Origin of the sequence: Burkholderia sp. BCC1638 (genome assembly GCF_902833195.1) — a bacterium.
GTDB lineage: Bacteria > Pseudomonadota > Gammaproteobacteria > Burkholderiales > Burkholderiaceae > Burkholderia > Burkholderia diffusa.
Genome location: NZ_CADFEC010000004.1, coordinates 249508 through 273948, shown reverse-complemented (window position 1 = coordinate 273948; position 24441 = coordinate 249508). Strand labels below are relative to the sequence as shown.

Genomic DNA, 24441 nt, shown 5'->3' with positions numbered 1-24441 from the left:
GCTGACCCGCCCCCCTCAATGCCCGCGCTTCTCCTTCCTCACCACCATCCACCGAGGCACCCTGAACCTGACGATGCTGATATACAGCCACACATAGGTCAGCGCGAACAGCACCACAAAAACGAACAGGTGCACCGTGTGTCGCCAGAACAGCGTCGCCGGAATCACGGCAACCAGGCACAGCAGCCACAAATAAGGCGAAGTGAGCGAATTCCGCCGCGTGAGGTCATGCGCATGCTTCGTCCCGACGGCCCATCGCATCAGCCGCTTGTACACGAGCATGTGCAGGTGAACGCCGTCCGGAATCCCCGGCGACATCCCGCGAATGAACTTCTTCCGGTAGATCGAGAAGCAGGTCTCGAAGATCGGATACATGAACAGCAGCACCGGATACCACGCCGACACTTCGCGATTTCGCATCACCAGCATGATCGCGAGCTCGGCGAGCATGAAGCCGATGAAATACGCGCCGCCGTCGCCGAGGAAGATCAGGCCGGCCGGGAAATTCCACAGGAAGAAGCCGAGCACGGCGCCCATCATGATGATCGACGCGGACATCACGACCGGGTCGTTGACGTGGAATGCGACGTAGGCGAGCGACGCGAACATCATGAAGCTGACCATCGACGCGAGACCGTTGAAGCCGTCGATGATGTTGATCGCGTTGGCCAGCGCGGCGACCGCGAGCACCGTGATGAACGCCGAAATGGCCACGTAGTGGAGCAGGAAGTCGAGCGGCGGCACGCTGATGCGCGTGACCGCGATGTTCAGCAGCCAGAACGCCAGCGCGGCCGCGCCCATCGTGCACAGCAGCCGCGCGCGCGGCGACACGCGCTTGGTCAGGTCCTCGACGAGCCCGGAGAGGAACGCCGGCAGCCCGCAGGCCACGATGCCGAGAATGCTGCCGGCGATCGTTGGATAGCGCCGGGTCAGGAGCAGCGCGGCAATGACGACGCCGGCGAGGATCCCGATGCCCCCGACGCGCGGCACCGGCCGCACGTGGAATTTCTGCACGCCGGCCAGATCGCTGTCGATCGAGAATTTCTCGTGCAGATGCGCATAGCGCACGATGAACAGCGTGACGAGCAGGGAGACGATGAAGCCGGACGCGAAGCTGAGCATGGGATCGCTCGAAAAATGGACAGCGGATTATACAAAACCGCGGGGGTTCCCCTCCTGCCATTTCCAGTGGTCGGCGCACATCTCCTCGATCCCGAGCGTCGCGCGCCAGCCGATGAGGTCGGCGGCGGCCTGCGGATTCGCGTAGCACTCGGCGATGTCGCCCGGGCGGCGCGCGACGAGTTCGTACGGCACCGGGCGGCCCGACGCCTTCTCGAACGCGCGCACGACTTCCAGCACGCTGTAGCCCTGGCCCGTGCCGAGGTTCACGACGAAGCTCGCATCGCGCTTCGCGAGCGCGTCGAGCGCGGCGATGTGCCCCTTCGCGAGATCGACGACGTGGATGTAGTCGCGCACGCCGGTGCCGTCCGGCGTCGGGTAGTCGGAGCCGAACACGCGCAGCTTCTCGAGCTTGCCGACCGCGACCTGCGCGACGTATGGCATCAGGTTGTTCGGGATGCCGGCCGGGTCCTCGCCGATCAGCCCGCTCGCATGCGCGCCGACCGGGTTGAAGTAGCGCAGCGTCGCGATGCGCCACGACGGGTCCGATACCTCGAGATCGCGCAGAATCTGCTCGGCGATCAGCTTCGACTGGCCGTACGGGTTGGTCGCGGACAGCGGGAACGATTCGTCGATCGGCGAGCGCTCCGGCACGCCGTACACGGTGGCGGACGAGCTGAACACGAATTGCTTGACGTTGCGCTCGCGCATGATCTTGAGCACGGAGAGCAGTCCGCCGAGGTTGTTCTGGTAGTACTCGAGCGGCTTCGCGACCGATTCGCCGACCGCCTTGAGCGCCGCGAAATGGATCGTGCCCGTGATCGGATGTGCATCGAACACCTTCGCGAGCGCGGCTTCGTCGCACACGTCGACCTGGTGGAACGCGGGCGTCCTGCCCGTGATCCGTTCGATGCGCCGGACGGACTCGGCCTTGCTGTTGACGAGGTTGTCGACGATCACAACATCGTAGCCGTTGTCGAGCAGCTCGACGGCCGTGTGCGAGCCGATGTAGCCCGCACCGCCGGTAACGAGGATGGTGCCTTTAGCGGTCATGCTGATGCGCTCCTTCAGAGTGTGATGCCGGTCAATGTATGAATGGTCTGCCGGTAACGTTCGACGACCTGCTGCTCGTCGAATTCAGCGGCGACCTTGCGGCGACCGCGCGCGCCCATCGCATCGCGCCCGGCGGTCCCGAGTTCGATCATGCGGATCAACTGCTCGGCGAGGCTCGCGCTGTCGCGCACGCGGCACAGGAAGCCGGTTTCGCCGTCGGCCACGACGTCGCGGCAGCCCGGCACGTCGGTCGCCACGATCGGGCGGCCCATCGCGGACGCTTCCATCAGCGTGCGCGGCACGCCCTCGCGGTACGACGGCAGCACGACGCAATCGGCCGCCGCGATGTGCGGGCGCACGTCGTGCGCCTCGCCGAGATACTCGACGACGCCTTCGCCGACCCACACGTCGACGTCCGCGCGGCCGATCGCGCTCGGATTGTCGACGCCGAGCGGCCCGAGCAGCTGGAAGCGCGCATCCGGGTAGCGGGCCCGCACGACGCGTGCTGCCTCGACGTATTCGCGTACGCCCTTGTCCCACAGCAGCCGGCCGATCAGGATGAACACCGGGCCACGGCCGGCGGGCAGCGGCGCCGGCGCGAACTGTTCGAGGTCGACGCCTTCGCCGTGCAGCAGCCGCGCGCGGTCGGGGTGCGCAAGCAACTGCTCGTCGGTGAAGGTCGCGAGATCGTCGCGGTTCAGGAACCAGACTTCACGCGGAAAGCGGAACGCGAACCGGTACAAGCGCTTCGCGACACTGGCCGCGCGGCTTTTCTGGATGAACACGTAGCCGAGGCCGGTGGTGACCGCGATCGACGGCACGCGCGCGAGCCACGCCGCGATCGACCCGTAGATGTTTGGCTTGATCGTGTAATGGAACACGAGATCGGGCTTGAGCGCGCGGTAATGGCGCACCAGCGCGGCAAGCGTGCCGAGATCCTCGCGCGGGCTCGTGCCTTTCGACGCGACGGCGAGCGCGACGTAGCGGCAGCCCATCTGCTCGAGCAGTGGCACCGTGCGGTCGTGCGGCGCGATCACGATGACCTCGGCGCCGCGCGCGACGAGCGCACGGATCAGCCCGTGGCGGTACGTGTAGATCGCCCAGGCCGTGTTGCAGACGAGCGCGATGCGCAGCGAGGAGGTAGCGGACATGAAAAAAAAGAAAAAATAAAGCGTCGAAAATGCCGGATGCGGACTACGCGGACGGACGCGCCGCGAACAGCGTCCGCTTGATCCGCTGCAACGTGCGGTATGGCGTCACGAAATGCAGCAGGTTCTTGGCGAGGCCGGCCCAGTCGTACGGGTTCAGCACGTTGAAGTGCCGCAGCAGCAGCGATAGCGTCGATATCAGCTGTCGGCGGCGCTTGGTCGCGCTGATCCCGCCCTCGTTGAGCTCGTAGTAGAGGCCGAGCTCGGGCAGGTTCGCGCAATCGTAGCGTTGCATTAACCGTAAAAAAAGATCGAGATCCTCGGCCGCGCGGTACTTCGCCCGATAGTTGCCGACTTCGCGCACCGCGTCGATGCGCAACATGACCGATGGATGCACGAGCGGCGAGCGCAGGAAGCGCGTGCGGCGCAGCGTGCGCGGATCGGCGGGCGGCGTCAGCATGAAGCGCGGCTCGCCGGCGCGCGACACGACCTGGGTCCACATGCCGACGCAGGCCACGCGCGGGTGGGCTTCGAGATACGCGCGCTCTTTCGCGAGGCGCTGCGGCGCGGCGAGGTCGCCGGCGTCGATGCGGGCCGCATAGCGGAAGCCGCGCGCCGCGAGCGCGTCGATGCCGGCCTCGAGCGCGCGCTCGATGCCGCCGTTTTGCGGCATGCGCAGCACCTCGACCGCGAGGCCGGGCAGGTCGGGCGCCGCGATCGGCGGCGTGCTGCCGTCGTCGACGATCAGCACGTGCACCGGCGCGGCCTCACGAAACGACGCGAGGGTGCGCACGACGTCGTCGTGGCCGTTGTAGGCCGGCATCAGCACGGCCACGTCGTCGAGCGGGGGCGGGCAATCGGGAGACGTCATGGGCGCAGCTTGATACGAATGTAATAAAAATTAACGGCGGCGGCGGCAACATAGCCGGCCGCCAGCCCGACGAGCGCGCCGTACAGGCCGAGCCGGGGGATGGCGAACACGTTGACGAGCGCGGCGATCGCGAGCGCGAGCACCCATTTCGCCAGCAACACGAATTTTGCTTGATATTTGAGAACGATAAGATTGCCTATCGCCTCGATGCCGGCCGGCACGGACAGCCAGACGGCCCACCGGAAGATGTCGACCGACGCCTCGTAGCCGCGGCCGAACACCTTGCCGACGATGAGCGGCGCGGCCGCATCCAGCACCAGCGCGCCGGCCGTCATCAGGCCGGCGGTCATCGCGATCAGCCGGACGATGTTGCGGCGCAGCCGTGCGACGTCCTGCACGCGGTACACGAACGCGGGCGCGATGGTCTGCGCGAGCATCAGTGCGAGCGTGATCCAGTTCTCGTTGAGCTGCTGGGCCGCCGAATAGCGGCCGAGGTCGGCGAACGACACGTGACGCTCGAGCATCAGGCGGTCGAGCTTCAGGAACAGATACATGCAGATCAGGCCGAGCCAGAACACGGTGCCGGCGGTGGCGAAGTGCCCGAACAGCGGTTTGTCGAACGTCCAGCCGAGCGTGCCGCCGTTACGATGGCGGTAGTAGAGCAGCAGCGCGAAGCCGATCGCGGCGGCCTCCAGCGCCCACAGCCACGCGAAGCGGGCAGGGCCGGCGGCCGCGCGGACCAGCAGCCAGACGCACAGCGCCTTCGCCAGCGCGGTGACCATGCTGGTCACGAGCTGCGGCTTGCTGTAGGTCATGCTCTGCAGCCACGCGTTGATCACGCCGACGAACGGCTCGCGGAACACCATCGTGACCGCGAGGCCCGCGAGCATCGCGCCGACGAGCGGGTCGAACGCGCCGGCGCCGATCGCGACCCAGGTCGCGACGAGCGCGGCGGCGGACACGCCGATGCGCAGCGCGAATGCGCTGCCGAGCACCGCGCCGAGTTGCGCGGGCGGGCGCTGGACGATGGTCGGAACCAGGATTTCGGCGCCGCACACCCAAGTGAGCGGCGCCAGTACGAGGAGAAGCGTATTCGCATACTGCCACTTGCCGAACACGTCCGGCCCAAAATAACGGGCCAGAAGACCGCTGATCGCGATCGCGACGCCGATCTGCGTGAGCCGTTCGAGCCCCAGCCAGACGAGGTTCGCGACGGCTTTCGCGACATCCGGGTTGCCGAATCGCTTCAGCATGCGGGGCAGCCGCACGCGCGCGAGGCGGCTGGCAGGGCGCCCGGAGGCGGCAGGGTGGCGGCGGCGGAACGGCTAGGCATTAAAATGGGCGGAATCCGCGTCATCAAAACCCGCGATTATAAGTTGGATCGGGGCCGCTCCAGCCGTCCCGTTCCTTGCAGCGCCGGGCCCGCAGGTATGATGCCGGGCATGCGCGAAAGGCGGCCAGATTATTTTCCATGCACGCAACCGAGAGAGAATCGATGATCTCCCAATCCATCTTCAAGGCATATGACATTCGCGGTGTGGTCGGCAAGACGCTCGACGCCGACACGGCGCGCGGGATCGGCCGGGCATTCGGCAGCGAGGTGCGCGCACAGGGCGGCGACGCGGTCGTCGTCGCGCGCGACGGCCGCCTGTCGGGGCCCGAGCTCGTCGGCGCACTCGCCGATGGCCTGCGTGCGGCGGGCGTCGACGTCGTCGACGTCGGCATGGTGCCCACGCCGGTCGGCTATTTCGCGGCGAGCGTGCCGCTCGCGCTGAAGGGCGGCGAGCGTCGCGTCGATTCGTGCATCGTCGTCACGGGCAGCCACAACCCGCCCGACTACAACGGCTTCAAGATGGTGCTGCGCGGCGCGGCGATCTACGGCGAGCAGATCCAGGCGCTGTACCGCCGCATCGTCGACGAGCGCTACGAGACGGGCAGCGGCTCGTACGAGGCATTCGACGTCGCCGATCAGTACATCGAGCGCATCGTCGGCGACGTGAAGCTCGCGCGCCCGCTGAAGCTCGTCGTCGACGCCGGCAACGGCGTCGCGGGCCCGCTCGCGACGCGCCTGTTCAAGGCGCTCGGCTGCGAACTCGTCGAGCGTTTCACCGACATCGACGGCACGTTCCCGAACCACCACCCCGATCCCGCACACCCGGAAAACCTGCAGGACGTGATCCAGGCGCTGAAGGACACCGATGCCGAACTCGGCTTCGCGTTCGACGGCGACGGCGACCGCCTGGGCGTCGTCACGAAGGACGGCCAGATCATCTTCCCGGACCGCCAACTGATGCTGTTCGCGGAGGAAGTGCTGTCGCGCAACCCGGGCGCGCAGATCATCTACGACGTGAAGTGCACGCGCCATCTCGCGCAGTGGGTGAAGGCGAAGGGCGGTGAGCCGCTGATGTGGAAGACGGGCCATTCGCTCGTGAAGGCGAAGCTGCGCGAGACGGGCGCACCGCTCGCGGGCGAGATGAGCGGCCACGTGTTCTTCAAGGATCGCTGGTACGGTTTCGACGACGGTCTCTACACGGGCGCGCGCCTGCTGGAAATTCTCGCGAAGGCGGCCGATCCGAGCGCGCTGCTGAACGCGCTGCCGGACGCGATGAGCACGCCCGAACTGCAGCTCTGGCTCGACGAAGGCGAGAACTTCCGCCTGATCGAGAAGCTGCAGAAGGAGGCGAAATTCGACGGTGCGGACGAGGTCGTGACGATCGACGGCCTGCGCGTCGAATACCCGGACGGCTTCGGCCTCGCACGTTCGTCGAACACGACGCCGGTTGTCGTGATGCGGTTCGAGTCCGAGACCGAGGAAGGCCTTAAGCGCATCCAGGACGACTTCCGCCGCGTGCTGACGGCCGCGAAGCCGGACGTCAAGCTGCCGTTCTGAACCCCGGCGGCCTGCGGGCCGCCGCCGGCGCGACGATGGTCGAACGATCGTCGCGCCATCCCCGAAAAGCGGCGCACGCCGACGGCGTGCGGCCGCTTTTTGCCTGTGTGGTCCCCCGGGCGCGATAAAATCGCGTCTTTATGCCTGTCGCCGGCCGTCCGCCGGCGTTTTTTCAGCGTGCAAAAGATCCTGATCGTGCGCGTGTCGTCGCTGGGCGACGTCGTGCACAACATGCCGGTGATCGCCGATATCCGGCGTCGCCACCCCGACGCGCAGATCGACTGGCTCGTCGAGGAGAGCTTCGTCGACCTCGTGCGGCTCGTCGACGGCGTGCGCGACGTGCTGCCGTTCTCGCTGCGCCGCTGGCGCAAGAAGCCGTTCTCGGGTACGACGTGGCGCGAGATCCGCGCGTTCCGCAAGCGCCTCGCGGCCGAGCAATACGACCTCGTGATCGACTGCCAGGGGCTCATCAAGACGGCGTGGGTCGCGAGCTGGGCGCGCGGCCCGCTCGCGGGCCTCGGCAACCGCACCGACGGCGCGGGCTACGAATGGCCGGTGCGTTTCTTCTATCGCAAGCGCGTGCCGATCGCGCCGCGCACGCACGTGGTCGAGCGTTCGCGCCAGCTGGTCGCGGCCGCGCTGGGCGACCCGGCGCCGACGCCGGCCGATCCGGTCGACTTCGGCCTCGATACGCGTGCGGCGGCGCTCGCGGTCGCGGCGCTCGGCCTGAACCTGCCGGTGCCGTACGTGGTGTTCGTGCATGCGACGTCGCGCGCCGACAAGCAGTGGCCCGACGCCGCCTGGATCGAGCTTGGCCAGGCGCTCGTGCGGCGCGGCGCGTCGCTCGTGCTGCCGTGGGGCAACGACGCGGAGCGCGCGACCAGCGAGCGGCTCGCGAAGGAATTCGGCGCGGCGGCGATCGTGCCGCCGAAACTGTCGCTGCCGGCCGTCGTCGGCCTGATCGACGGCGCGGCCGCGACGGTCGGGGTTGATACAGGTCTGGTTCACATCGCCGCCGCGCTGAAGCGTCCGACGGTCGAACTGTACAATTTCGCGACGGCCTGGCGCACCGGCGGTTACTGGTCGCCGAACGTCGTCAACCTCGGCACGGCGGGGCAGCCGCCGTCGATCTCGCAGGTGAAGGCGGTGCTCGCGGGCTTCGGTCTGCTGTGATGCCCGTCATGCCTGCCCTGCCCGTCACGCACGCGAACCGATCATGAGCGAATCCCAGATCATCGAAGTCCCGTCCGCCGACTGGAGCGGACACAACCTGTCGGCGCCGCGCGAGCAGTTGCTCGCAGGGGTCGAGGAAGGCAAGGTACTGTATTTCCCGCACCTGCGCTTCGCGATCGAAGGCGGCGAGGAAGCGCTGCTCGATCCGGCGCTCGCCGATCCGAAGCGCAAGAACATCAGCCTTGCGCCGAACGGCGGTGCGCTCGCCGGCGTGCTCGGCGACAGCGTTACGCAGTCGGCCGTGCGCGCGCTGGTCGCGCGCTTCCAGCAGCAGGCCGGCACGCTCGTCGACGGCCTCTTTCCCGAATACCGCGGCAAGCTGCGCGTCGCGCCGACGAGCCTGCGGCTGATGCAGGTCGAGACGCGCCAGACGTCGTGGCGCAAGGACGACAGCCGGCTGCACGTCGACGCGTTCCCGTCGCGGCCGAACTACGGCGAGCGGATCCTGCGCGTGTTCACGAACGTGAACCCGGCCGGCCAGCCGCGCGTGTGGCGCGTCGGCGAGCCGTTCGAGGACGTCGCGAAGCGTTTCCTGCCGAAGATCCGGCCGCAGTTCCCGGGTTCGGCGTGGCTGCTGAACCTGCTGCACGTGACGAAGTCGCCGCGCAGCGCATACGACCACCTGATGCTGAACCTGCACGACAGCATGAAGGCCGATCTCGACTACCAGAAGACTTGCCCGCAGCAGACGATGCCGTTTCCGCCGGGCAGCGTGTGGATATGTTTCTCGGACCAGACTTCGCACGCTGTGATGTCCGGCCAGTTCATGCTCGAGCAGACCTTCTTCCTGCCGGTCGACGCGATGGTGCGTCGCGAATGCGCGCCGCTCGGGATTCTCGAGCGCCTGCAGGGCAGGGCGCTGGTTTGAGCGCGCACCGCATCCTTCACGGTTTCGGAGCCCGCGCATGCTGAGGGCGATCTATCGCGCGCTGTGGTGGCTCGTCGCGCCGATCGCGGTCATCCGGCTCTATGTGCGTTCGCGCAAGGAGCGCGGCTATCGCGAGCACATCGGCGAGCGCTTCGGTCACGTCGCGGGCCGGTCGCCGGACGATCGCACGCCGCTGATCTGGGTGCATGCGGTGTCGGTCGGCGAGACGCGCGCCGCGCAGCCGCTGATCGATGCGCTGATGCATGCGCGTCTCGACGCGCGCATTCTGCTCACGCACATGACGCCGAGCGGCCGCGCGACCGGCGAGCAGATCTTCGGCGATCGCGTGCTGCGCTGCTATCTGCCGTACGACATGCCGGGCGCGGTGCGGCGCTTCCTGCGCGCATGGCGGCCGACGCTGGGTCTCGTGATGGAAACCGAGGTGTGGCCGACGCTGATCGACGAGTGCCGCCGCGCGGACGTGCCGCTCGTGCTGACCAACGCGCGGATGTCCGCGCGCTCGCATCGACGTGCGGCGAAGTTCGGCGCGGCGACGCGCGACGTGTTCGGCGGCTTCTCGCGCGTGCTCGCACAGAGCCCGGCCGACGCGGAGCGGCTGACGTCGCTCGGCGCACGCAACGTGACGGTGCTCGGCAACCTGAAGTTCGACATGACGACGCCGCCTGAGCTGGCGGCGCGTGGCCATGCATGGCGCGACGCGATCGGCACGCGGCCGGTGTGGGTCGCCGCCAGCACGCGCGAGAACGAGGAGGCGCTGGTGCTGCAGGCGTTCGCCGCGATGAAGACGCCCGGCGCGCTCCTCATTCTTGTGCCGCGTCATCCGCAGCGCTTCGCCGAAGTCGAGGCGCTCGTCGAGCGCAACGGGTTCAAGTGTGTGCGGCGTTCGGTGTGGGGTGCGGACGCGGCGGCGCTCGCCGCGGGTCGGCCCGCCGCGGCCGAACCGTTGCCGGCCGACGTGACGGTGCTGCTCGGCGATTCGATGGGTGAGCTCGGCGCGTACTATGCGGCCGCCGACGTCGCGTTCATCGGCGGCAGCTTGCTTCCGCTCGGCGGGCAGAACCTGATCGAGGCCTGCGCGGTCGGCGTGCCGGTGCTGATCGGGCCGCACGTGTTCAACTTCACGCAGGCGACCGCCGATGCGGTCGCGGCCGGCGCGGCGATGCAGGTCGCGGATCCGCTCGATCTCGCGCACGTGCTCGACGCGTTGTTCGCCGACAAGGCACGGCGCATCGCGATGGGCGCGGCCGGTGCCGCGTTCGCGTCGCGCCATCGCGGCGCGACGGCGCGCTCGGTCGACGTGCTCGCGGCGCTGCTGCCGCCGGTGGAGAACGGCGGGCGTGCGATGCAGGATGGGCGGGACGCCCAAGGCGACTAAGTGTAGCGATTTGCATTCGAGCGCGTCGCGCTCGAATGCGCTGCAACGGGTTGAAGGTCGACCGCTGTGTCCAACGAACCTTGAGATGGGTAAGGGCGCGGCTTTGTTTCTGGTGCGGTCATCTTTGGTCGCTATTTTCCAACATGCTTTTTTCGGTGGTGTCGCCACAGCCGCATAATCGCTACATAAGCGAGCACTGCCGCGATCAGTTCGATAGTTGCCCACACCACGAAATACAAATCTTCGGGGTCGCGAATACCTAACGCTTGTGATGTGTACAACCACGTGCGCATCTGGTTTTCTGTCCATTCATAGGAGTCTGGTCGGACATAACGAAGCGATAGAGCGAGCAGTCCGATAAATGTCGCGATTTTGACAGGCCTGCGGATCCGGTTACTCCAAGTCATTATTTCCCGACATGTTTTTTCTCGCAATAGTGTCTCCGTAGCTTCATGATCGCCATATACGCAAACGTTGCCACGATAACGTTAGTCAGCAGGACGAGCGGAATGTATAAGTCATCGGGATCGCGAATGCCAAGTCGATTTGCAACGCGTAGCCAAGCGAGCGCTTGGCTTTCTGACATTGTCACAGGATATGTGTGGACAAACGGTACGGAGAGGCGGAATAGGCCGACGAACAGCGCGACCTTAAATATTCGACGGACGAGAGTGATCATTCTCGGGCGTTATTTCTCAACGCGGCGTTCTTGCTGCGATTATGCTTCCATAGCTTCGTGATTGTCATATATGCAAGCGTTGCTACAAGCAGATCAAGAGTTAGCATCACCAGGATATAGGCATCATCTGCTTCGTGCAGACCAAGGTTTTGCGCGATGCTCAACCATCTAAGTGCTACGCTTTCTGGCATTGCTCCATTTCGACCAATACAGCGCACGGATAGAAGAAACAAGCCGATAAACAGCGTCATTTTGAAAAATCTACGGGCAAGTGTTGCCATACGCGAGGACCTCAATTGTTCCGTATGCATCAAGCCCTGAATTGCCAGCTGCAATTTTGTTTGTGGTCAAAAGTGCTGTTCGGATTCTCAGAAAATCCGTACGGCTCGGCAGAGTAATGCAGCCTAGCGAAATCCCATCGCCGCTCGTCGGATGCAGCCGAAACTGACCGCGTTGGAGACCGTTGATCCAAGTAAAATCGTCGATTAAGCCGTCGCTCCGATATAGTGCAAACCATTCGGAATGGTAAGACGGTCTGCCCTTTAAGGCGTTATATGCGTCCTTGATCGAGGTCCAAGCTCGAGACCCGACACCGCCTGTAGGACGATCGACGATCCAGTATTTACCAGCAGGAATCGGACCGTTGTCGGGTACCGCCGTACAGCCCCCTCGATTCCGATAGATGCCGTGGCCAGAGAACGCATCGAAAGTACCCAGGCCATCGATGGTAAGGGGCGACAAAAAGTCGTTATTCACCAGAAATCTACCGGTATAAGCCATTGATCACCTCCGCTTATCCGATGTCATTCCATGAATCTGTGTATTTGACATTGCCGTCGAGATAATGCCAGGTGATGCGTTCATACATCATCGAGACGGCTTCCAGATGATTGAGCGCGGACACCTGCGACAGTTTGGTATTCGCCATGCCGGGGTTGATGCCGCAGACTTTGACGCCTTCGAGCAGCATCACGAAATACGCTTCTTCCCTTCCTGCATCGTTGATGCGATACCACTTGATTTCAGCCGATTGCAGCGTTTGTCCCGTCGCCACGGCCTTGTAGAGATATGGTGTCGCAGCGTCGAATTCCTTTTCGAACGCAACCGGTGAATGTGTACGCTTGCCGGTAATCTTGCCGTTGGCGCCATCGACCGGCAGATTCACACCGTGGCCGAAACTGATGATTTCAATGCTGCCTTCACGGTCCTGGACGGTTGACGAGCCTCTGATCTCTGCGCCGCCATCATCCTTGAGCCACATATGCGCGGGAATCGGCATTTCGAAATCCTTACAGATAAATGTAAGGAATCGATCCTAGCCAGGTGCAACTGAATGCACAATGTCGCCAAGGGACCTTTCGGCAGCGCACGCGCCGCTGCGCACGCAAAGGCCATGCAGTGCCGGCCCGGACACTTATTCAAACCGTCAACAACCCCTTCTTCTCGATGAACGCAATCACGTCCGCGACGCCGTCGAGCGCCTTCAGGTTCGTCATCACGTAAGGCCGCTCGCCGCGCATCTTCTTCGTGTCCGACGCCATCACGTCGAGGTTCGCGCCGACGAGCGGCGCAAGGTCCGTCTTGTTGATCACGAGCAGGTCGGACTTCGTGATGCCGGGGCCGCCCTTGCGCGGAATCTTCTCGCCGCCCGCGACGTCGATCACGTAGATCGTCAGGTCCGACAGCTCGGGGCTGAACGTCGCCGCGAGATTGTCGCCACCCGATTCGATGAACACGATGTCGGCGTCGGGAAAGCGCGACAGCATCCGGTCGACGGCCTCGAGGTTGATCGACGCATCCTCGCGGATCGCCGTATGCGGGCAGCCGCCTGTTTCGACGCCCATGATGCGTTCCTCGGGCAGCGCGCCCGCGACCGTCAGCAGGCGCTGGTCTTCTTTCGTGTAGATGTCGTTCGTGATCGCGACGAGGTCGTAGCGCTCGCGCATCGCCTTGCACAGCATTTCGAGCAGCGTGGTCTTGCCGGAGCCGACCGGGCCGCCGATGCCGACGCGCAGCGGCGGCAGTTTCTTGGTGCGGCGGGCGGAGGAGAGAGCGGGTGCGTTCATGGCGTGGGTGGGATTCAGGAGCGGAACAACCGCGAATACTGGGTTTCGTGCCGCGCGGACAGGATGCCGAGCTGCGGCGCGAACGTGTTGATGGCGTCGGGCGGCGTCGCGAGCGCGCGGCGCACGGCCGCGTCGATCGCGCCGCGCAGCGCGACGATGATGCGCTGGCCGGCGAGCTGGCCGAGCGGCACGGCTTTCAGCGCGGCCGACGTCTGGTTCTCGACCCAGCCGAATGCATAGGCGGCGAGCGTCGCGTCGGCGCCGGCATCGTGCGCGGCGGCCGCGTAGGCGAACGCCGTCGGCAGCGCGATCGGCGAGATCGACGCGAGCGTCGCGCGGCGCGCGGCATCGCCCCATTCGAGCGACGCGCAGAGTTGCGCGAGCGACCAGCCCATCTGCTCGGTTTCGCGGCGCAGCTCCGACGATTCGCGGCTCGCGACGAACCACGCATTCTCGCGTGTGAGCGCATCGGCGTCGTGCGCGTGCCAGCGCGCGAGCTGGTGCGCGAGGAACGGCAGCTCGCCGTGCGCGAGCACGTCGGTCAGTCCGCTCGCGATCCAGTCGCGCGCGGTGTCGGCGTCACGGATCAGGTTCGCGTCGAGCGCGGCTTCGAGCCCCTGCGAATAGCTGAACGCGCCGATCGGCAGCGCGGGCGACGCGAGATGCAGCAGCGCGACGAGCTCAGTGGTGGTCATGACCGTGGTGGCCGTGCGCGCAGCCCGGACCATGCTGATGATCGTGATCGTGATCGTGATCGTGCGAGTGGCCGTGATGTTCGCCGAATACCTGCTGCGCGAGTGCGTAATCCTCGGCGAACGTCGCGTCGTGTCCGTGCTTGTGGCCGCCGCCGTATGCGCCGGCTTCCGGCTGGAACGGTGCGCTGGTTTCTTCGACCTGCGTGCCGAGCCGGCGCAGCATGTCCGCGAGCACCGGATCGGCTTCGAGCTTCAGGTAGCCGTCGCCGATCTCGACCGGCGTGTGACGGTTGCCGAGGTGATACGCGGCGCGCATCAGCGTAAGCGGATCGGCCGCACGCACGAGCAGCACGGTCTCGGGCGCCGCGGCGACGCGCACGAGCGCGCCGTCGTCGGCGACGAGCACGTCGCCGTCGCGCAGCACGGTGCCGCGCGGCAGCAGGACCGCAACGTCCTCGCCGGTGTCGAGCGTCGCCGCGAGGCGGCTCTTGCAGCGGGCGTCATAGGCGAGCGTGAGCGTCGGCGCGCGCGCGACGAGCGACGCGGCGAGCTTCACGTTCGGGGCAATGCGTTTGTCGAGGGTGCGCATGGAACGAAAAACCGGAAATCAGAACAGGAAATAGCGCTGCGCCATCGGCAGCACCGTCGCCGGCTCGCAGGTGAGCAGCTGGCCGTCGGCGATCACGTCGTAGGTTTCGGGATCGACGCTGATCGACGGGCGCCATGCGTTGTGGATCATGTCGGCCTTCGTCACGTTGCGGCAGTTGCGCACGGGCACGACGCGTTTCGCGAGCCCGTAGCGTTCGGCGATGCCCGCATCGGCGGCCATCTGCGACACGAAGGTCAGCGACGTGCGCGCGAGCGCACCGCCGCGCGTGGCGAACATCTCGCGGTAGTGGACGGGCTGCGGCGTCGGAATCGACGCGTTCGGATCGCCCATCTGCGCCATGGCGATCATCCCGCCTTTCAGGATCATCGACGGCTTGATCCCGAAGAATGCGGGCTCCCACAACACGAGGTCGGCCCACTTGCCGGGTTCGATCGAACCGACTTCGTGCGCGATGCCGTGCGTGAGCGCCGGGTTGATCGTGTACTTCGCGACGTAGCGTTTCGCGCGGAAGTTGTCGTTGCGTGCGCCGTCCTCGGGCAGCGCGCCGCGCTGCACCTTCATCTTGTGCGCGGTCTGCCAGGTGCGGATGATCACTTCGCCAACGCGACCCATCGCCTGCGAGTCGGACGACAGCATCGACAGCGCGCCGAGATCGTGCAGGATGTCCTCGGCCGCGATCGTCTCTCGGCGGATCCGCGATTCGGCGAACGCGAGGTCCTCGGCGATCGACGGATCGAGGTGGTGGCACACCATCAGCATGTCGAGATGTTCGTCGAGCGTGTTGATCGTGTACGGGCGCGTCGGGTTGGTCGACGACGGCAGCACGTTCGCCTCGCCGCACACCTTCAGGATGTCGGGCGCGTGGCCGCCGCCCGCGCCTTCGGTGTGGTACGTGTGGATCGTGCGGCCCTTGAACGCGGCGACCGTCGATTCGACGAAGCCGCCTTCGTTCAGCGTGTCGGTGTGGATCGCGACCTGGGTGTCGGTGTCGTCGGCGACCGACAGGCAGTTGTCGATCGCGGCGGGCGTCGTGCCCCAGTCTTCATGCAGCTTCAGGCCGATCGCGCCGGCCGCGATCTGCTCGACGAGCGGCTGCGGCAGGCTCGCATTGCCCTTGCCGAGGAAGCCGAGGTTGATCGGCCAGCCGTCGGCGGCCTGCAGCATCCGCTCCATGTGCCACGGGCCCGGCGTGCAGGTCGTCGCGTTGGTGCCGGTGGCCGGCCCCGTGCCGCCGCCGAGCATCGTCGTGACGCCCGAGGCGAGCGCCTCGTCGATCTGCTGCGGGCTGATGAAGTGGATGTGCGTGTCGATGCCGCCGGCCGTCACGATCAGCCCTTCGCCGGCGATCACTTCGGTCGCCGCGCCGATCGCGATCGTCACGCCCGGCTGGATGTCCGGGTTTCCCGCCTTGCCGATCGCGGCGATGCGGCCGTGCTTGATCGCGATGTCGGCCTTCACGATGCCCCAGTGATCGAGAATCACCGCATTCGTGATGATCGTGTCGGGCACGTCGGCGGCCACCCGCTGCGATTGGCCCATCCCGTCGCGGATCACCTTCCCGCCGCCGAATTTCACTTCCTCGCCGTAGGTCGTGAAGTCGCGTTCGATCTCGATCAGCAGTTCGGTATCGGCGAGCCGCACGCGGTCGCCCGTCGTCGGCCCGAACATTTCCGCGTATGCGCGGCGGCTCAAGCGTAGTGTCATGTGCTGTTCCTGAAGAGCGGGGCGCGGCTTACAGCGGCCCCATCACCTTGCCCTGAAAACCGTAGACGGCGCGTTCGCCGGCCAGCTCGACGAGCTCGACGGTGCGCGTCTGGCCCGGCTCGAAGCGCACGGCCGTGCCGGCGGCGATGTTGAGCCGGAAGCCGCGCGCGGCGGCGCGGTCGAAGGACAGCGCGTCGTTGACTTCGAAGAAGTGGTAATGCGAGCCGACCTGCACCGGGCGGTCGCCGGTATTCGCGACGACGAGCGAGACCGTCGCGCGGCCCGCGTTCAGTTCGTGCTCGCCGTCGTCGGTGAGGATTTCGCCGGGGATCATGCGTGCTACCTCGGTCACGGAATCGGGTGGTGGACGGTGACGAGCTTGGTGCCGTCGGGAAAGGTCGCCTCGACCTGGATGTCGGGAATCATCTCCGGCACGCCGTCCATCACGTCGTCGCGCGTGAGCAGCGTCGTGCCGTAGTGCATCACCTCGGCGACGGTCTTGCCGTCGCGCGCGGCTTCCATCAGCGCGGCGGTGATGAACGCGACCGCTTCCGGATAGTTGAGCTTCAGCCCGCGCGCGCGACGGCGCTCGGCCAGCAGCGCCGCCGTGAAGATCAGCAGCTTGTCCTTTTCTCGGGGAGTCAGTTTCATGAAGGCAGTCGTTCAGGAAAACGTAATTTTTATCGGTGCGCGGGGTTCCAGCCGGGGCGCGGGTCATCGTAGCACCGCGCCGTTTTTCGTGCGTCGTGTAGCCGTTATGTAAGCAGCAAGGTGCGTGCCATGTCGATGGAACGGGCTTCGATGCGCTATCGTGGTGCGCGATGCATGAATCGTGGGCAGGGTGGGCGGCGCGGCTGCGCCGAAACGGTGCGTGCCGGGCCGCGCGCTCAGGTCTGCCAGAGGCGCAGCGGCCGTGCGTCGACGCCGTGCACGAGCGGCCGCAGGTAAAGCCAGCAGTCGGCGAAGTGACGCTGCAACGCTTCCATCGACGTCGATACCGCGCGCACCAGCACGACGCCCGGCGTCACGCAGGTCGCGCCCGCGCGCAGTGCGTCGTCGAACGGCATCCGCGCGGCGAGCGCTTCGGCGAGCGCGGCATCGCACGCGGCGCCGGCCGCCCACAGCGTGCCGTACACGGGAAAGCCGCCGAGGCCCTGCAGCGCGCCACGCAGCGGATCGTGCGCGTCGAGCAGCGCGCGCTCGGTCCAGAGCGGCCGGCCGTCGGCATCGACGAGTGCCGAACCCGACGCAATGCGGCCGGCCGACCACGTTTCGCCGGCCGCCTGACGGCCGAGCTGCGTCGCGTCCCAGCCGATCGCGCTCGCGCCGGCGCTGAGCGTCACGGTGAAGTCGAGCGCGGCGTGGGCCGCGTCGAAGAACAGGTTGTTCTGCGGGAGCCAGTCGAGCTTCGCGTGCTCGCCGACCGTGATGCCGATGCGCTGCGTCGCGTCGAGGCCGTTCGACTTGTACCACTTGGTCGCGCCGGGTGTCGTCAGCACCGCGTGCGTGCCGTCGCCGAGCGTGATGTCGATGTCGAGCCGGTCGCCGCCCGCGACGCCGCCCGGCGGGTGAACGATGACCGCATGGCAGATCGCGTCGCCTTCCGGATACAGCGGCCGCTGGACGCGCAGCGGGCCGTCGTGCAGCCGGTGGACGAGCGTCGTACGCGCGCCGTGCCGCTCGAAACCGAGTTCGAGACGGCCGCGCCACGACTTGGCGGCGGCGGGGCGGGACAGCGGGGCGTGGGAATCGAGGGCGGACATCGGCGGGAAGCTGGAGACGGGCGCGGTGATCGGAGATGCTACCGCAACACTATACGCTTGGGTGTTCGGGATGCCGAACGAGGCGACGGGGAAGGGCGGCCGCGCGGCAGCGATGCCGACGTTCGTCCGGCATGCGTCGATCGCCGGCACCTCGCAGCAACGTTATCGCGTGCCGCATTCCTCGGCTACACCGCGATCAGCTCGCGCACGCCGTTGGTTTCCATGTCGCGCGCCTCGCCACCCGCGATGACCTCGCCGCGGCTCATCACCCAGTAATGGTCCGCGATCGAGCGCGCGAAGTCGTAATACTGCTCGACGAGCAGCACAGTCATTTTCGATTCGTCGACGAGCTGGCGCAGCGTGCGGCCGATGTCCTGGATGATCGACGGCTGGATGCCCTCGGTCGGCTCGTCGAGGATCAGCAGTTGCGGCTCGCTCATCAGCGCGCGGCCGATCGCGAGCTGCTGCTGCTGGCCGCCCGACAGGTCGCCGCCGCGCCGTGCGCGCATGTCCTTCAGCACCGGGAACAGGTCGTAGATGCGGTCGGGCACTTTCGACGGCGCCTTGCGGCTCGCCGCGCCGACGAGCAGATTCTCCTCGACGGTGAGGCGCGGAAAGATGTCGCGGCCCTGCGGCACGTACGCGAGGCCGGCCGCGACGCGCGCATACGGCGGCAGTGCGCCGAGCGCCGTGCCGCGCCACGACACGCTGCCGCTCTTCGCGGCGACGACGCCCATCAGGCAGCGCAGCAGCGTGCTCTTGCCGACGCCGTTGCGGCCGAGCAGCACGGTGAGCTTGCCGTCGTCGGCGGCAAGCGTGACGTTGCGCAGGATATGGCTGCCGCCGTAATACTGGTTCAGTGCATCGATCTTCAGCATTGGATTACCGTCCGAGGTAGGACTCGATCACCGCATCGTCGCGCTTGACCTGATCGAGCGTGCCTTGCGCGAGCACCGCGCCTTCGGCCATCACCGTCACGCGGCCCGTGTCGCCCGCGAGCGCCGCGACGAATTCCATGTCGTGCTCGACGACCATCATCGAGCAGGTGCCGCGCAGCGTGTTCAGCAGCTTCGCGAGTTCCATCGTCTCGTGGTCGGTCATCCCGGCGGCCGGCTCGTCGAGCAGCAGCAGAGCCGGGCGCTGCATCAGCAGCATGCCGATCTCGAGCCGCTGCTTCTGCCCGTGCGACAGCTCGCCGGCCGCGCGATACGCGTCGCTTTCGAGGCCGATCAGCGCGAGCGTCTCCTCGATCTTCGCCTGCGCGGCGCGGTCGAGCCGCGCGCGCAGCGACGCGAGCCAGCCCTTGTCGGTCTGCATCGCCAGTTCGAGGTTTTCCCACACCGGATGCTGTTCGAACACGGTCGGCTTCTGGAACTTGCGGCCGATCCCCGCACGCGCGATCTCGGGTTCGTTCATCCGCGCGAGGTCGATGGTCTGGCCGAGAAACACCTTGCCCGCATCGGGGCGCGTCTTGCCGGTGATCACGTCCATCATCGTCGTCTTGCCAGCACCGTTCGGGCCGATCACGCAGCGCAGTTCGCCCGCGTCGATCGCGAGCGACAGCTTGTTCAGCGCGCGGAAGCCGTCGAAGCTCACCTCGATGTCCTCGAGGTAGAGGATCGTGCCGTGCGACGTGTCGATGCCGGGCGGCACCACGCGGCTCATCGATGCGGTGCCGCTGACGGTCAGCAGCTCGTCTTCGGCCGGTGGCGTGAACTGGTAGAGGGCCGTGCCGTTCATGCGCGTTTCCCCTTTGCGAGCAGCGTATCGACGAGGCCCATGATGCCGCGCGGCAGCAAGAGCGGCACGAGCACGAAGATCAGCCCGAGAAAGAACAGCCAGTACTCGGCGAAGTAAGCGGTAAAGAGGCTCTTCGCACCGTTCACCGCGAACGCGCCGACGATCGGGCCGATCAGCGTGCCGCGCCCGCCTACCGCGACCCAGATCGCCATTTCGATCGAGTTGCCGGGCGACATCTCGCCGGGGTTGATGATGCCGACCTGAGGTACGTACAAAGCGCCCGCGATTCCACACAGCACGGCCGACAGCGTCCATACGAACAGCTTGTACGCGAGCGGGCTGTAGCCGAGGAACATCAGCCTCGTCTCGCCGTCGCGCACCGCGGTGACCACGCGCCCGAGCTTGCTGGTGACGATCGCGCGCGCGGCGATGAACGCGAGCACGAGCGTCGCGAAAGTCAGCAGCAACAGCACAGTGCGCGTGCCGGGCGACGTGACCGAAAACCCTGCGATGCGCTTGAAGTCGGTGAAGCCGTTGTTGCCGCCGAAACCCGTCTCGTTGCGAAAGAACAGCAGCATCGCGGCAAACGTCAGCGCCTGCGTGATGATCGACAGGTACACGCCCTTCACGCGCGAGCGGAACGTGAAGAAGCCGAACACCCATGCGAGCACGGCCGGCACGAGCACGACCAGTGCGAGCGCCCAGGCGAGATGCTGAGTGCCGCTCCAGTACCAAGGCAGCTGATGCCAGTCGAGGAACACCATGAAGTCGGGCAGGTCGCTGCCGTACTTGCCGTCGCGGCCGATCTCGCGCATCAGGTACATGCCGATCGCATAACCGCCGAGCGCGAAGAAGAGGCCATGGCCGAGGCTCAGGATTCCGCAGTAACCCCACACGAGATCGAGCGCGAGCGCGGCGATCGCGTAGCACATCAGCTTTCCGGTGAGCGTCATCGCGTACGCGGACAAATGGAACGCGCTCGACTCGGGCGCGACCAGCGCGGCGAGCGGCACGCCGATGCCGATCGCGATGCACAGCGCGACGAGCGCGAGCCACGCGCGGCGCGACAGCAGCGCGGGGCGGGGCGGCAGGCCGAGCGCGAAACCGTCTGCGCGCGCGGAGGCAGCGGGCTTCGGCGCGTCGGCGATCGGGTTCGACAACGAATCGGTGATTGAAGTCATGTCAGGCCTCCGCGCTGCGTCCCTTCGGGGCGAACATGCCCTGCGGACGTTTCTGGATGAACAGCACGATCATCACGAGCACCGCGATCTTCGCGAGCACGGCGCCCCAGAACGGCTCGATCGCCTTGCTGACGAGGCCGAGCCCGAAGCCGCCGAGCACGGTGCCGGCGATCTGGCCGACGCCGCCGAGCACGACCGCCATGAACGAATCGATGATGTAGTTTTGCCCGAGGTCCGGGCCCACGTTGCCGATCTGCGACAGCGCGCAGCCGCCGAGGCCCGCGATGCCCGCGCCGAACGCGAACGCATACGCGTCGACGCGCGCGGTCTTCACGCCGACGCACGCGGCCATCCGGCGGTTCTGCGTGACCGCGCGCACGAACAGGCCGAGCCGCGTCTTCGTCAGCACGCCCCAGGCGATGCACACGACCGCGAGGGCGAACGCGAGGATCGCGAGCCGGTTGTACGGCAGGATCAGGTTCTGCATCACGGTCACGCCGCCGCTCATCCACGACGGGTTCACGACCTGCACGTTCTGCGCGCCGAACAGCATGCGCGTCGCCTGGATCAGGATCAGGCTCACGCCGAAGGTCGCGAGCAGCGTCTCGAGCGGGCGGCCGTACAGGTGCCGCAGCACGAGCCGCTCCAGCACGATGCCGACCAGTGCGGCCGCCGCGAACGACACCGGCACCGCGACGAGCGGATACCAGTCGAACGCGGCCGGCGCATAGCGCTGGATCAGCGTCTGCACGACATAGGTTGCGTACGCACCGATCATCAGGAATTCGCCGTGCGCCATGTTGATCACGCCGATCAGTCCGTATGTGATCGCGAGGCCGAGCGCCGCGAGCAGCAGCACGCTGCCGAGCGACAGGCCCGCGAACACGGTGCCCGCGATCTCGCCGCGGCGCTGCAGCGCGTGCAATGCGTCGAGCCCTTGCTGCGCGGCTTCGCGCACGCGTGCGTCGGGCTCGGAGAAACTGCCGTCCGTATTCTTCGCGACGAGCGGACGCAACTGTTCGATCATGTCGAGGTCGCGGCGCGCGGCCACCACCTGCACGGCTTCGAGACGCTTTGCCGGATCGGCATCGTGCAGCGCGGCGATCGCCCATAGCGCGTCGAGGCGGCGCTTCAATGCCGGATCGGTTTCCTTCGCGCGGGCGCGATCGATCATCGGCTTGAGTGCCGGGTCGGGCGACTTCAGCAGCGCGTCGATTGCATCGCGGCGCGCGGCGACATCGGGCGAGGCGAGGGCGAGACCCGACAGCGCACCGGCGATCTTCGTGCGCAGCAGGTTGTTCAGAAGCACGGGCTGCGCGTCGCCGGCCGGCGTCGCGGCCTGCGTGAGCGCGTCGTGCGCGGTGTCGCCGGTCTGGATCAGCAGGCGTCCGTCGCCCGTCGCGAGCGCGTCGCCGGTCGACAGCGCATTGAGCAACGCGACGGCCCGCGGATCGGCATCGGCGGCGAGATGGTCGATCGCGGTCGTCTTCGCGTCGAAGTCGTCGCCGGCGAGCGCGGCGGTATCGGCCGCCGTCAGGGCGAACGCGGCACGCGGCAGCGCGCCCGCCAGCGCGGCACAGGCGACAACCGTGACGGCGGCGCGGCGAAAGCGTGTAGGCATCGGGAAATCCTGTCGGGCGTGGGAAAGCGAATGCGTGCGGCGGTGCGCGAGCGCGTGCGGCGCGTTACCGCAATCGCGGCGAGTGCCTGCACCGGCCTGCGAACGGAGCGCCACGCCGGTGCGCGGCGCTCCGCATCGCATCAGGCGAGCGCCGCGCGCTGCCGGCGCAGGAACGCCGGAATCGAGCTGACGATGTCCGGCTTGCCCTGGTTGCCCGCGATGAACGGGCTCCAGGGCTGCGCGCGCACGGCCGTCTTCGTCTTCCACACGACGTTGAACTGCCCGTCGCCGCGAATCTCGCCGATCATCACCGGCTTGTGCAGGTGATGGTTGCCGTCCATCGAGAGCGTGAAGCCCGACGGCGCGGCAACCGTCTGTCCGATCATCGCGACGCGCACCTTGTCGACGTCGGTGCTCTTCGCCTTCTCGACCGCCTGCTTCCACATGTGGATGCCGACGTAGGTCGCTTCCATCGGATCGTTGGTCACGCGCTTCGCGCCGCCCGGCAGGTTGTTCGCCTTCACCCACGCGGCGAACTGGTCCTTGAACTTCGTGTTCGTCGGGTTCTTCACCGACATGAAGTAGTTCCACGCGGCGAGATGGCCGACGAGCGGCTTCGTGTCGATCCCGCGCAGCTCTTCCTCGCCGACCGAGAACGCGACCACCGGCACGTCGGTCGCCTTGATCCCCTGGTTGCCGAGCTCCTTGTAGAACGGCACGTTCGAATCGCCGTTGATCGTCGAGATCACGGTCGTCTTGCCGCCCTGCGCGAAGTTCTTGATGTTCGCGACGATCGTCTGGTAATCGCTGTGGCCGAACGGTGTGTAGACCTCCTGAATGTCGGCGTCTTTCACGCCCTTCGATTTCAGGAACGCACGCAGGATCTTGTTGGTCGTGCGCGGATACACGTAGTCGGTGCCGAGCAGGAAGAAGCGCTTCGCGCCGCCGCCTTCCGCGCTCATCAGGTACTCGACGGCGGGGATCGCCTGCTGGTTCGGCGCGGCGCCCGTGTAGAACACGTTGCGCGACATTTCCTCGCCTTCATATTGCACCGGGTAGTAGAGCAGGCCGTTCAGTTCCTCGAACACCGGCAGCACCGACTTGCGCGACACCGACGTCCAGCAGCCGAACACGCACGCGACCTTGTCCTGCGTGAGCAGTTGGCGCGCCTTCTCGGCGAACAGCGGCCAGTTCGATGCGGGGTCGACGACCACGGGCTCGAGCTTGCGGCCCATCACGCCGCCGCTCTTGTTGATGTCGGCGATCGTCATCAGCGCCGTGTCCTTCAGCGACGTTTCGGAGATTGCCATCGTGCCCGACAGCGAATGCAGGATGCCGACCTTGATCGGACCCGTGCCCGCATCGGCCGCGTGCGCGAACGGACTCTTGCCCGCCAGCGCGAGTGCACCGGCCATCGAACCGAACTTCAGCAGACTGCGACGTTTCATCGAGTTCCCCTTGACGTGTTGGATAGGCGTGCGCCGTGTCGGCGCCGGCATCGGACTAACGCAAGGCATGTGCCAGTCGCACCGATGCACGCCGGGCGTGCCTGTGCGGGGTGGCGCGGGGCGTCGGTGTGGTGCGCGTGACGCGTCGTGCAGCATGCGCGATCCGTTGCGGTGCAGTCGCGCGGGCGCAAATGGTGCACGGCGTGCGCCCGGGTGCGAGCGCGAAGGTCACTTGTTTAGGGACGCGCGGAACGTGATCGATGCGGATGCATCCGGCCGCGTCGTGCCGCGGTGATCGTGAAGTGCGACGGGAAGGGCGAGGCGCTTCGCTCGACGGGGGGGCCATGTTCGGGTGC

At 66.7% G+C, this 24441-nt stretch carries 24 protein-coding genes; 4 read left to right on the top strand and 20 right to left on the bottom strand.

All coding sequences use genetic code 11. The annotated features are described in order from the left end of the window. Positions 1-15: 15 nt before the first annotated feature. Genes HWX22_RS06675 through HWX22_RS06655 form a run of 5 tightly spaced genes read right to left on the bottom strand, consistent with a single transcriptional unit; the run spans position 16 to position 5444 of the window. The gene (locus HWX22_RS06675) at positions 16-1122 is read right to left on the bottom strand and encodes a glycosyltransferase (protein ID WP_059820171.1); all 1107 of its coding nucleotides are present in this window, start codon (positions 1120-1122) and stop codon (positions 16-18) included. A gap of 27 nt (positions 1123-1149) precedes the next feature. Then, entirely contained in the window at positions 1150-2172 is a 1023-nt protein-coding gene (galE, locus tag HWX22_RS06670) for a UDP-glucose 4-epimerase GalE (RefSeq protein ID WP_059530331.1), read from the bottom strand. Positions 2173-2186: 14 nt separating this feature from the next. Continuing rightward, positions 2187-3323 carry a glycosyltransferase family 4 protein gene (locus tag HWX22_RS06665; RefSeq protein WP_175915254.1) on the bottom strand — a complete coding sequence of 379 codons (1137 nt, stop codon included), beginning with the start codon at positions 3321-3323 and terminating at the stop codon, positions 2187-2189. Between the two features lie 43 nt (positions 3324-3366). Further along, a complete protein-coding gene (locus tag HWX22_RS06660; protein ID WP_175915253.1) occupies positions 3367-4191 on the bottom strand; it encodes a glycosyltransferase in 825 nt (274 codons plus the stop codon). After that, complete coding sequence (locus HWX22_RS06655) at positions 4188-5444, bottom strand: oligosaccharide flippase family protein (RefSeq protein WP_175907555.1); 1257 nt, start codon at positions 5442-5444, stop codon at positions 4188-4190. The genes HWX22_RS06660 and HWX22_RS06655 overlap by 4 nt, the downstream gene beginning before the upstream one ends. A 242-nt stretch (positions 5445-5686) precedes the next feature. On the opposite strand from HWX22_RS06655, the gene HWX22_RS06650 reads away from it, so the two are divergent. The 4 genes from HWX22_RS06650 to waaA all read left to right on the top strand — a co-directional run bounded on the left by HWX22_RS06650 (position 5687) and on the right by waaA (position 10578). After that, the gene (locus tag HWX22_RS06650) at positions 5687-7081 is read left to right on the top strand and encodes a phosphomannomutase/phosphoglucomutase (RefSeq protein WP_059690756.1); all 1395 of its coding nucleotides are present in this window, start codon (positions 5687-5689) and stop codon (positions 7079-7081) included. A 144-nt stretch (positions 7082-7225) separates the two neighbouring features. Next, entirely contained in the window at positions 7226-8254 is a 1029-nt protein-coding gene (waaC, locus tag HWX22_RS06645; RefSeq protein WP_347879457.1) for a lipopolysaccharide heptosyltransferase I, read from the top strand. A 43-nt stretch (positions 8255-8297) separates the two neighbouring features. Continuing rightward, positions 8298-9182: a Kdo hydroxylase family protein gene (locus HWX22_RS06640; RefSeq protein WP_175915251.1), complete on the top strand. Its 885-nt coding sequence runs from the start codon at positions 8298-8300 to the stop codon at positions 9180-9182. Positions 9183-9219: 37 nt separating this feature from the next. Beyond that, positions 9220-10578 (top strand): lipid IV(A) 3-deoxy-D-manno-octulosonic acid transferase, encoded by a 1359-nt coding sequence (waaA, locus tag HWX22_RS06635; RefSeq protein WP_175915250.1) that lies wholly within the window; start codon positions 9220-9222, stop codon positions 10576-10578. A gap of 675 nt (positions 10579-11253) precedes the next feature. Here the strand turns inward: waaA and HWX22_RS06630 are convergent. The 15 genes from HWX22_RS06630 to urtA all read right to left on the bottom strand — a co-directional run bounded on the left by HWX22_RS06630 (position 11254) and on the right by urtA (position 24085). Continuing rightward, on the bottom strand, positions 11254-11508 hold the full coding sequence (locus HWX22_RS06630; RefSeq protein ID WP_230938233.1) for a hypothetical protein: 255 nt from the start codon (positions 11506-11508) through the stop codon (positions 11254-11256). 10 nt (positions 11509-11518) lie between these two features. After that, positions 11519-12037: a DUF2778 domain-containing protein gene (locus HWX22_RS06625; protein ID WP_175915249.1), complete on the bottom strand. Its 519-nt coding sequence runs from the start codon at positions 12035-12037 to the stop codon at positions 11519-11521. Between the two features lie 13 nt (positions 12038-12050). Then, the gene (gene tssD, locus HWX22_RS06620) at positions 12051-12536 is read right to left on the bottom strand and encodes a type VI secretion system tube protein TssD (protein WP_175915248.1); all 486 of its coding nucleotides are present in this window, start codon (positions 12534-12536) and stop codon (positions 12051-12053) included. A gap of 139 nt (positions 12537-12675) precedes the next feature. Then, positions 12676-13323, bottom strand: coding sequence for an urease accessory protein UreG (ureG, locus tag HWX22_RS06615; protein ID WP_059530309.1), 648 nt, complete (start codon positions 13321-13323; stop codon positions 12676-12678). Positions 13324-13337: 14 nt separating this feature from the next. Then, positions 13338-14018, bottom strand: coding sequence for an urease accessory UreF family protein (locus HWX22_RS06610; protein WP_059820177.1), 681 nt, complete (start codon positions 14016-14018; stop codon positions 13338-13340). Continuing rightward, entirely contained in the window at positions 14005-14607 is a 603-nt protein-coding gene (gene ureE, locus HWX22_RS06605) for an urease accessory protein UreE (protein ID WP_059820178.1), read from the bottom strand. The genes HWX22_RS06610 and ureE overlap by 14 nt, the downstream gene beginning before the upstream one ends. 18 nt (positions 14608-14625) lie before the next feature. Next, positions 14626-16332 carry an urease subunit alpha gene (ureC, locus tag HWX22_RS06600; protein WP_059699397.1) on the bottom strand — a complete coding sequence of 569 codons (1707 nt, stop codon included), beginning with the start codon at positions 16330-16332 and terminating at the stop codon, positions 14626-14628. A 28-nt stretch (positions 16333-16360) separates the two neighbouring features. Beyond that, entirely contained in the window at positions 16361-16666 is a 306-nt protein-coding gene (locus HWX22_RS06595; protein ID WP_059448107.1) for an urease subunit beta, read from the bottom strand. A 14-nt stretch (positions 16667-16680) separates the two neighbouring features. After that, entirely contained in the window at positions 16681-16983 is a 303-nt protein-coding gene (ureA, locus tag HWX22_RS06590; RefSeq protein ID WP_006406310.1) for an urease subunit gamma, read from the bottom strand. Between the two features lie 236 nt (positions 16984-17219). After that, positions 17220-18095: an urease accessory protein UreD gene (locus HWX22_RS06585; RefSeq protein ID WP_175915247.1), complete on the bottom strand. Its 876-nt coding sequence runs from the start codon at positions 18093-18095 to the stop codon at positions 17220-17222. 185 nt (positions 18096-18280) lie between these two features. Continuing rightward, the gene (urtE, locus tag HWX22_RS06580; RefSeq protein ID WP_059820181.1) at positions 18281-18973 is read right to left on the bottom strand and encodes an urea ABC transporter ATP-binding subunit UrtE; all 693 of its coding nucleotides are present in this window, start codon (positions 18971-18973) and stop codon (positions 18281-18283) included. A 4-nt stretch (positions 18974-18977) separates the two neighbouring features. Continuing rightward, positions 18978-19835, bottom strand: coding sequence for an urea ABC transporter ATP-binding protein UrtD (gene urtD / locus HWX22_RS06575; RefSeq protein WP_059820182.1), 858 nt, complete (start codon positions 19833-19835; stop codon positions 18978-18980). Beyond that, positions 19832-21016, bottom strand: a complete 1185-nt coding sequence (gene urtC / locus HWX22_RS06570; protein WP_175907544.1) for an urea ABC transporter permease subunit UrtC — start codon at positions 21014-21016, stop codon at positions 19832-19834. Before urtC ends, urtD begins: the two co-directional genes overlap by 4 nt. A gap of 1 nt (position 21017) precedes the next feature. Beyond that, on the bottom strand, positions 21018-22637 hold the full coding sequence (gene urtB / locus HWX22_RS06565) for an urea ABC transporter permease subunit UrtB (protein WP_175915246.1): 1620 nt from the start codon (positions 22635-22637) through the stop codon (positions 21018-21020). Between the two features lie 140 nt (positions 22638-22777). After that, complete coding sequence (gene urtA, locus HWX22_RS06560; protein ID WP_059699402.1) at positions 22778-24085, bottom strand: urea ABC transporter substrate-binding protein; 1308 nt, start codon at positions 24083-24085, stop codon at positions 22778-22780. Between the last annotated feature and the right edge of the window lie 356 nt (positions 24086-24441).

Excerpts from the sequence above, each read along its gene's own strand:
- HWX22_RS06675 (WP_059820171.1), bottom strand. The coding sequence starts at position 1,122 with ATGCTCAGCTTCGCGTCCGGCTTCATCGTCTCCCTGCTCGTCACGCTG.
- galE (WP_059530331.1), bottom strand. The coding sequence starts at position 2,172 with ATGACCGCTAAAGGCACCATCCTCGTTACCGGCGGTGCGGGCTACATC.
- HWX22_RS06665 (WP_175915254.1), bottom strand. The coding sequence starts at position 3,323 with ATGTCCGCTACCTCCTCGCTGCGCATCGCGCTCGTCTGCAACACGGCC.
- HWX22_RS06660 (WP_175915253.1), bottom strand. The coding sequence starts at position 4,191 with ATGACGTCTCCCGATTGCCCGCCCCCGCTCGACGACGTGGCCGTGCTG.
- HWX22_RS06655 (WP_175907555.1), bottom strand. The coding sequence starts at position 5,444 with ATGCTGAAGCGATTCGGCAACCCGGATGTCGCGAAAGCCGTCGCGAAC.
- HWX22_RS06650 (WP_059690756.1), top strand. The coding sequence starts at position 5,687 with ATGATCTCCCAATCCATCTTCAAGGCATATGACATTCGCGGTGTGGTC.
- HWX22_RS06640 (WP_175915251.1), top strand. The coding sequence starts at position 8,298 with ATGAGCGAATCCCAGATCATCGAAGTCCCGTCCGCCGACTGGAGCGGA.
- waaA (WP_175915250.1), top strand. The coding sequence starts at position 9,220 with ATGCTGAGGGCGATCTATCGCGCGCTGTGGTGGCTCGTCGCGCCGATC.
- HWX22_RS06630 (WP_230938233.1), bottom strand. The coding sequence starts at position 11,508 with ATGACGCTGTTTATCGGCTTGTTTCTTCTATCCGTGCGCTGTATTGGT.
- HWX22_RS06625 (WP_175915249.1), bottom strand. The coding sequence starts at position 12,037 with ATGGCTTATACCGGTAGATTTCTGGTGAATAACGACTTTTTGTCGCCC.
- tssD (WP_175915248.1), bottom strand. The coding sequence starts at position 12,536 with ATGCCGATTCCCGCGCATATGTGGCTCAAGGATGATGGCGGCGCAGAG.
- ureG (WP_059530309.1), bottom strand. The coding sequence starts at position 13,323 with ATGAACGCACCCGCTCTCTCCTCCGCCCGCCGCACCAAGAAACTGCCG.
- HWX22_RS06610 (WP_059820177.1), bottom strand. The coding sequence starts at position 14,018 with ATGACCACCACTGAGCTCGTCGCGCTGCTGCATCTCGCGTCGCCCGCG.
- ureE (WP_059820178.1), bottom strand. The coding sequence starts at position 14,607 with ATGCGCACCCTCGACAAACGCATTGCCCCGAACGTGAAGCTCGCCGCG.
- ureC (WP_059699397.1), bottom strand. The coding sequence starts at position 16,332 with ATGACACTACGCTTGAGCCGCCGCGCATACGCGGAAATGTTCGGGCCG.
- HWX22_RS06595 (WP_059448107.1), bottom strand. The coding sequence starts at position 16,666 with ATGATCCCCGGCGAAATCCTCACCGACGACGGCGAGCACGAACTGAAC.
- ureA (WP_006406310.1), bottom strand. The coding sequence starts at position 16,983 with ATGAAACTGACTCCCCGAGAAAAGGACAAGCTGCTGATCTTCACGGCG.
- HWX22_RS06585 (WP_175915247.1), bottom strand. The coding sequence starts at position 18,095 with ATGTCCGCCCTCGATTCCCACGCCCCGCTGTCCCGCCCCGCCGCCGCC.
- urtE (WP_059820181.1), bottom strand. The coding sequence starts at position 18,973 with ATGCTGAAGATCGATGCACTGAACCAGTATTACGGCGGCAGCCATATC.
- urtD (WP_059820182.1), bottom strand. The coding sequence starts at position 19,835 with ATGAACGGCACGGCCCTCTACCAGTTCACGCCACCGGCCGAAGACGAG.
- urtC (WP_175907544.1), bottom strand. The coding sequence starts at position 21,016 with ATGACTTCAATCACCGATTCGTTGTCGAACCCGATCGCCGACGCGCCG.
- urtB (WP_175915246.1), bottom strand. The coding sequence starts at position 22,637 with ATGCCTACACGCTTTCGCCGCGCCGCCGTCACGGTTGTCGCCTGTGCC.
- urtA (WP_059699402.1), bottom strand. The coding sequence starts at position 24,085 with ATGAAACGTCGCAGTCTGCTGAAGTTCGGTTCGATGGCCGGTGCACTC.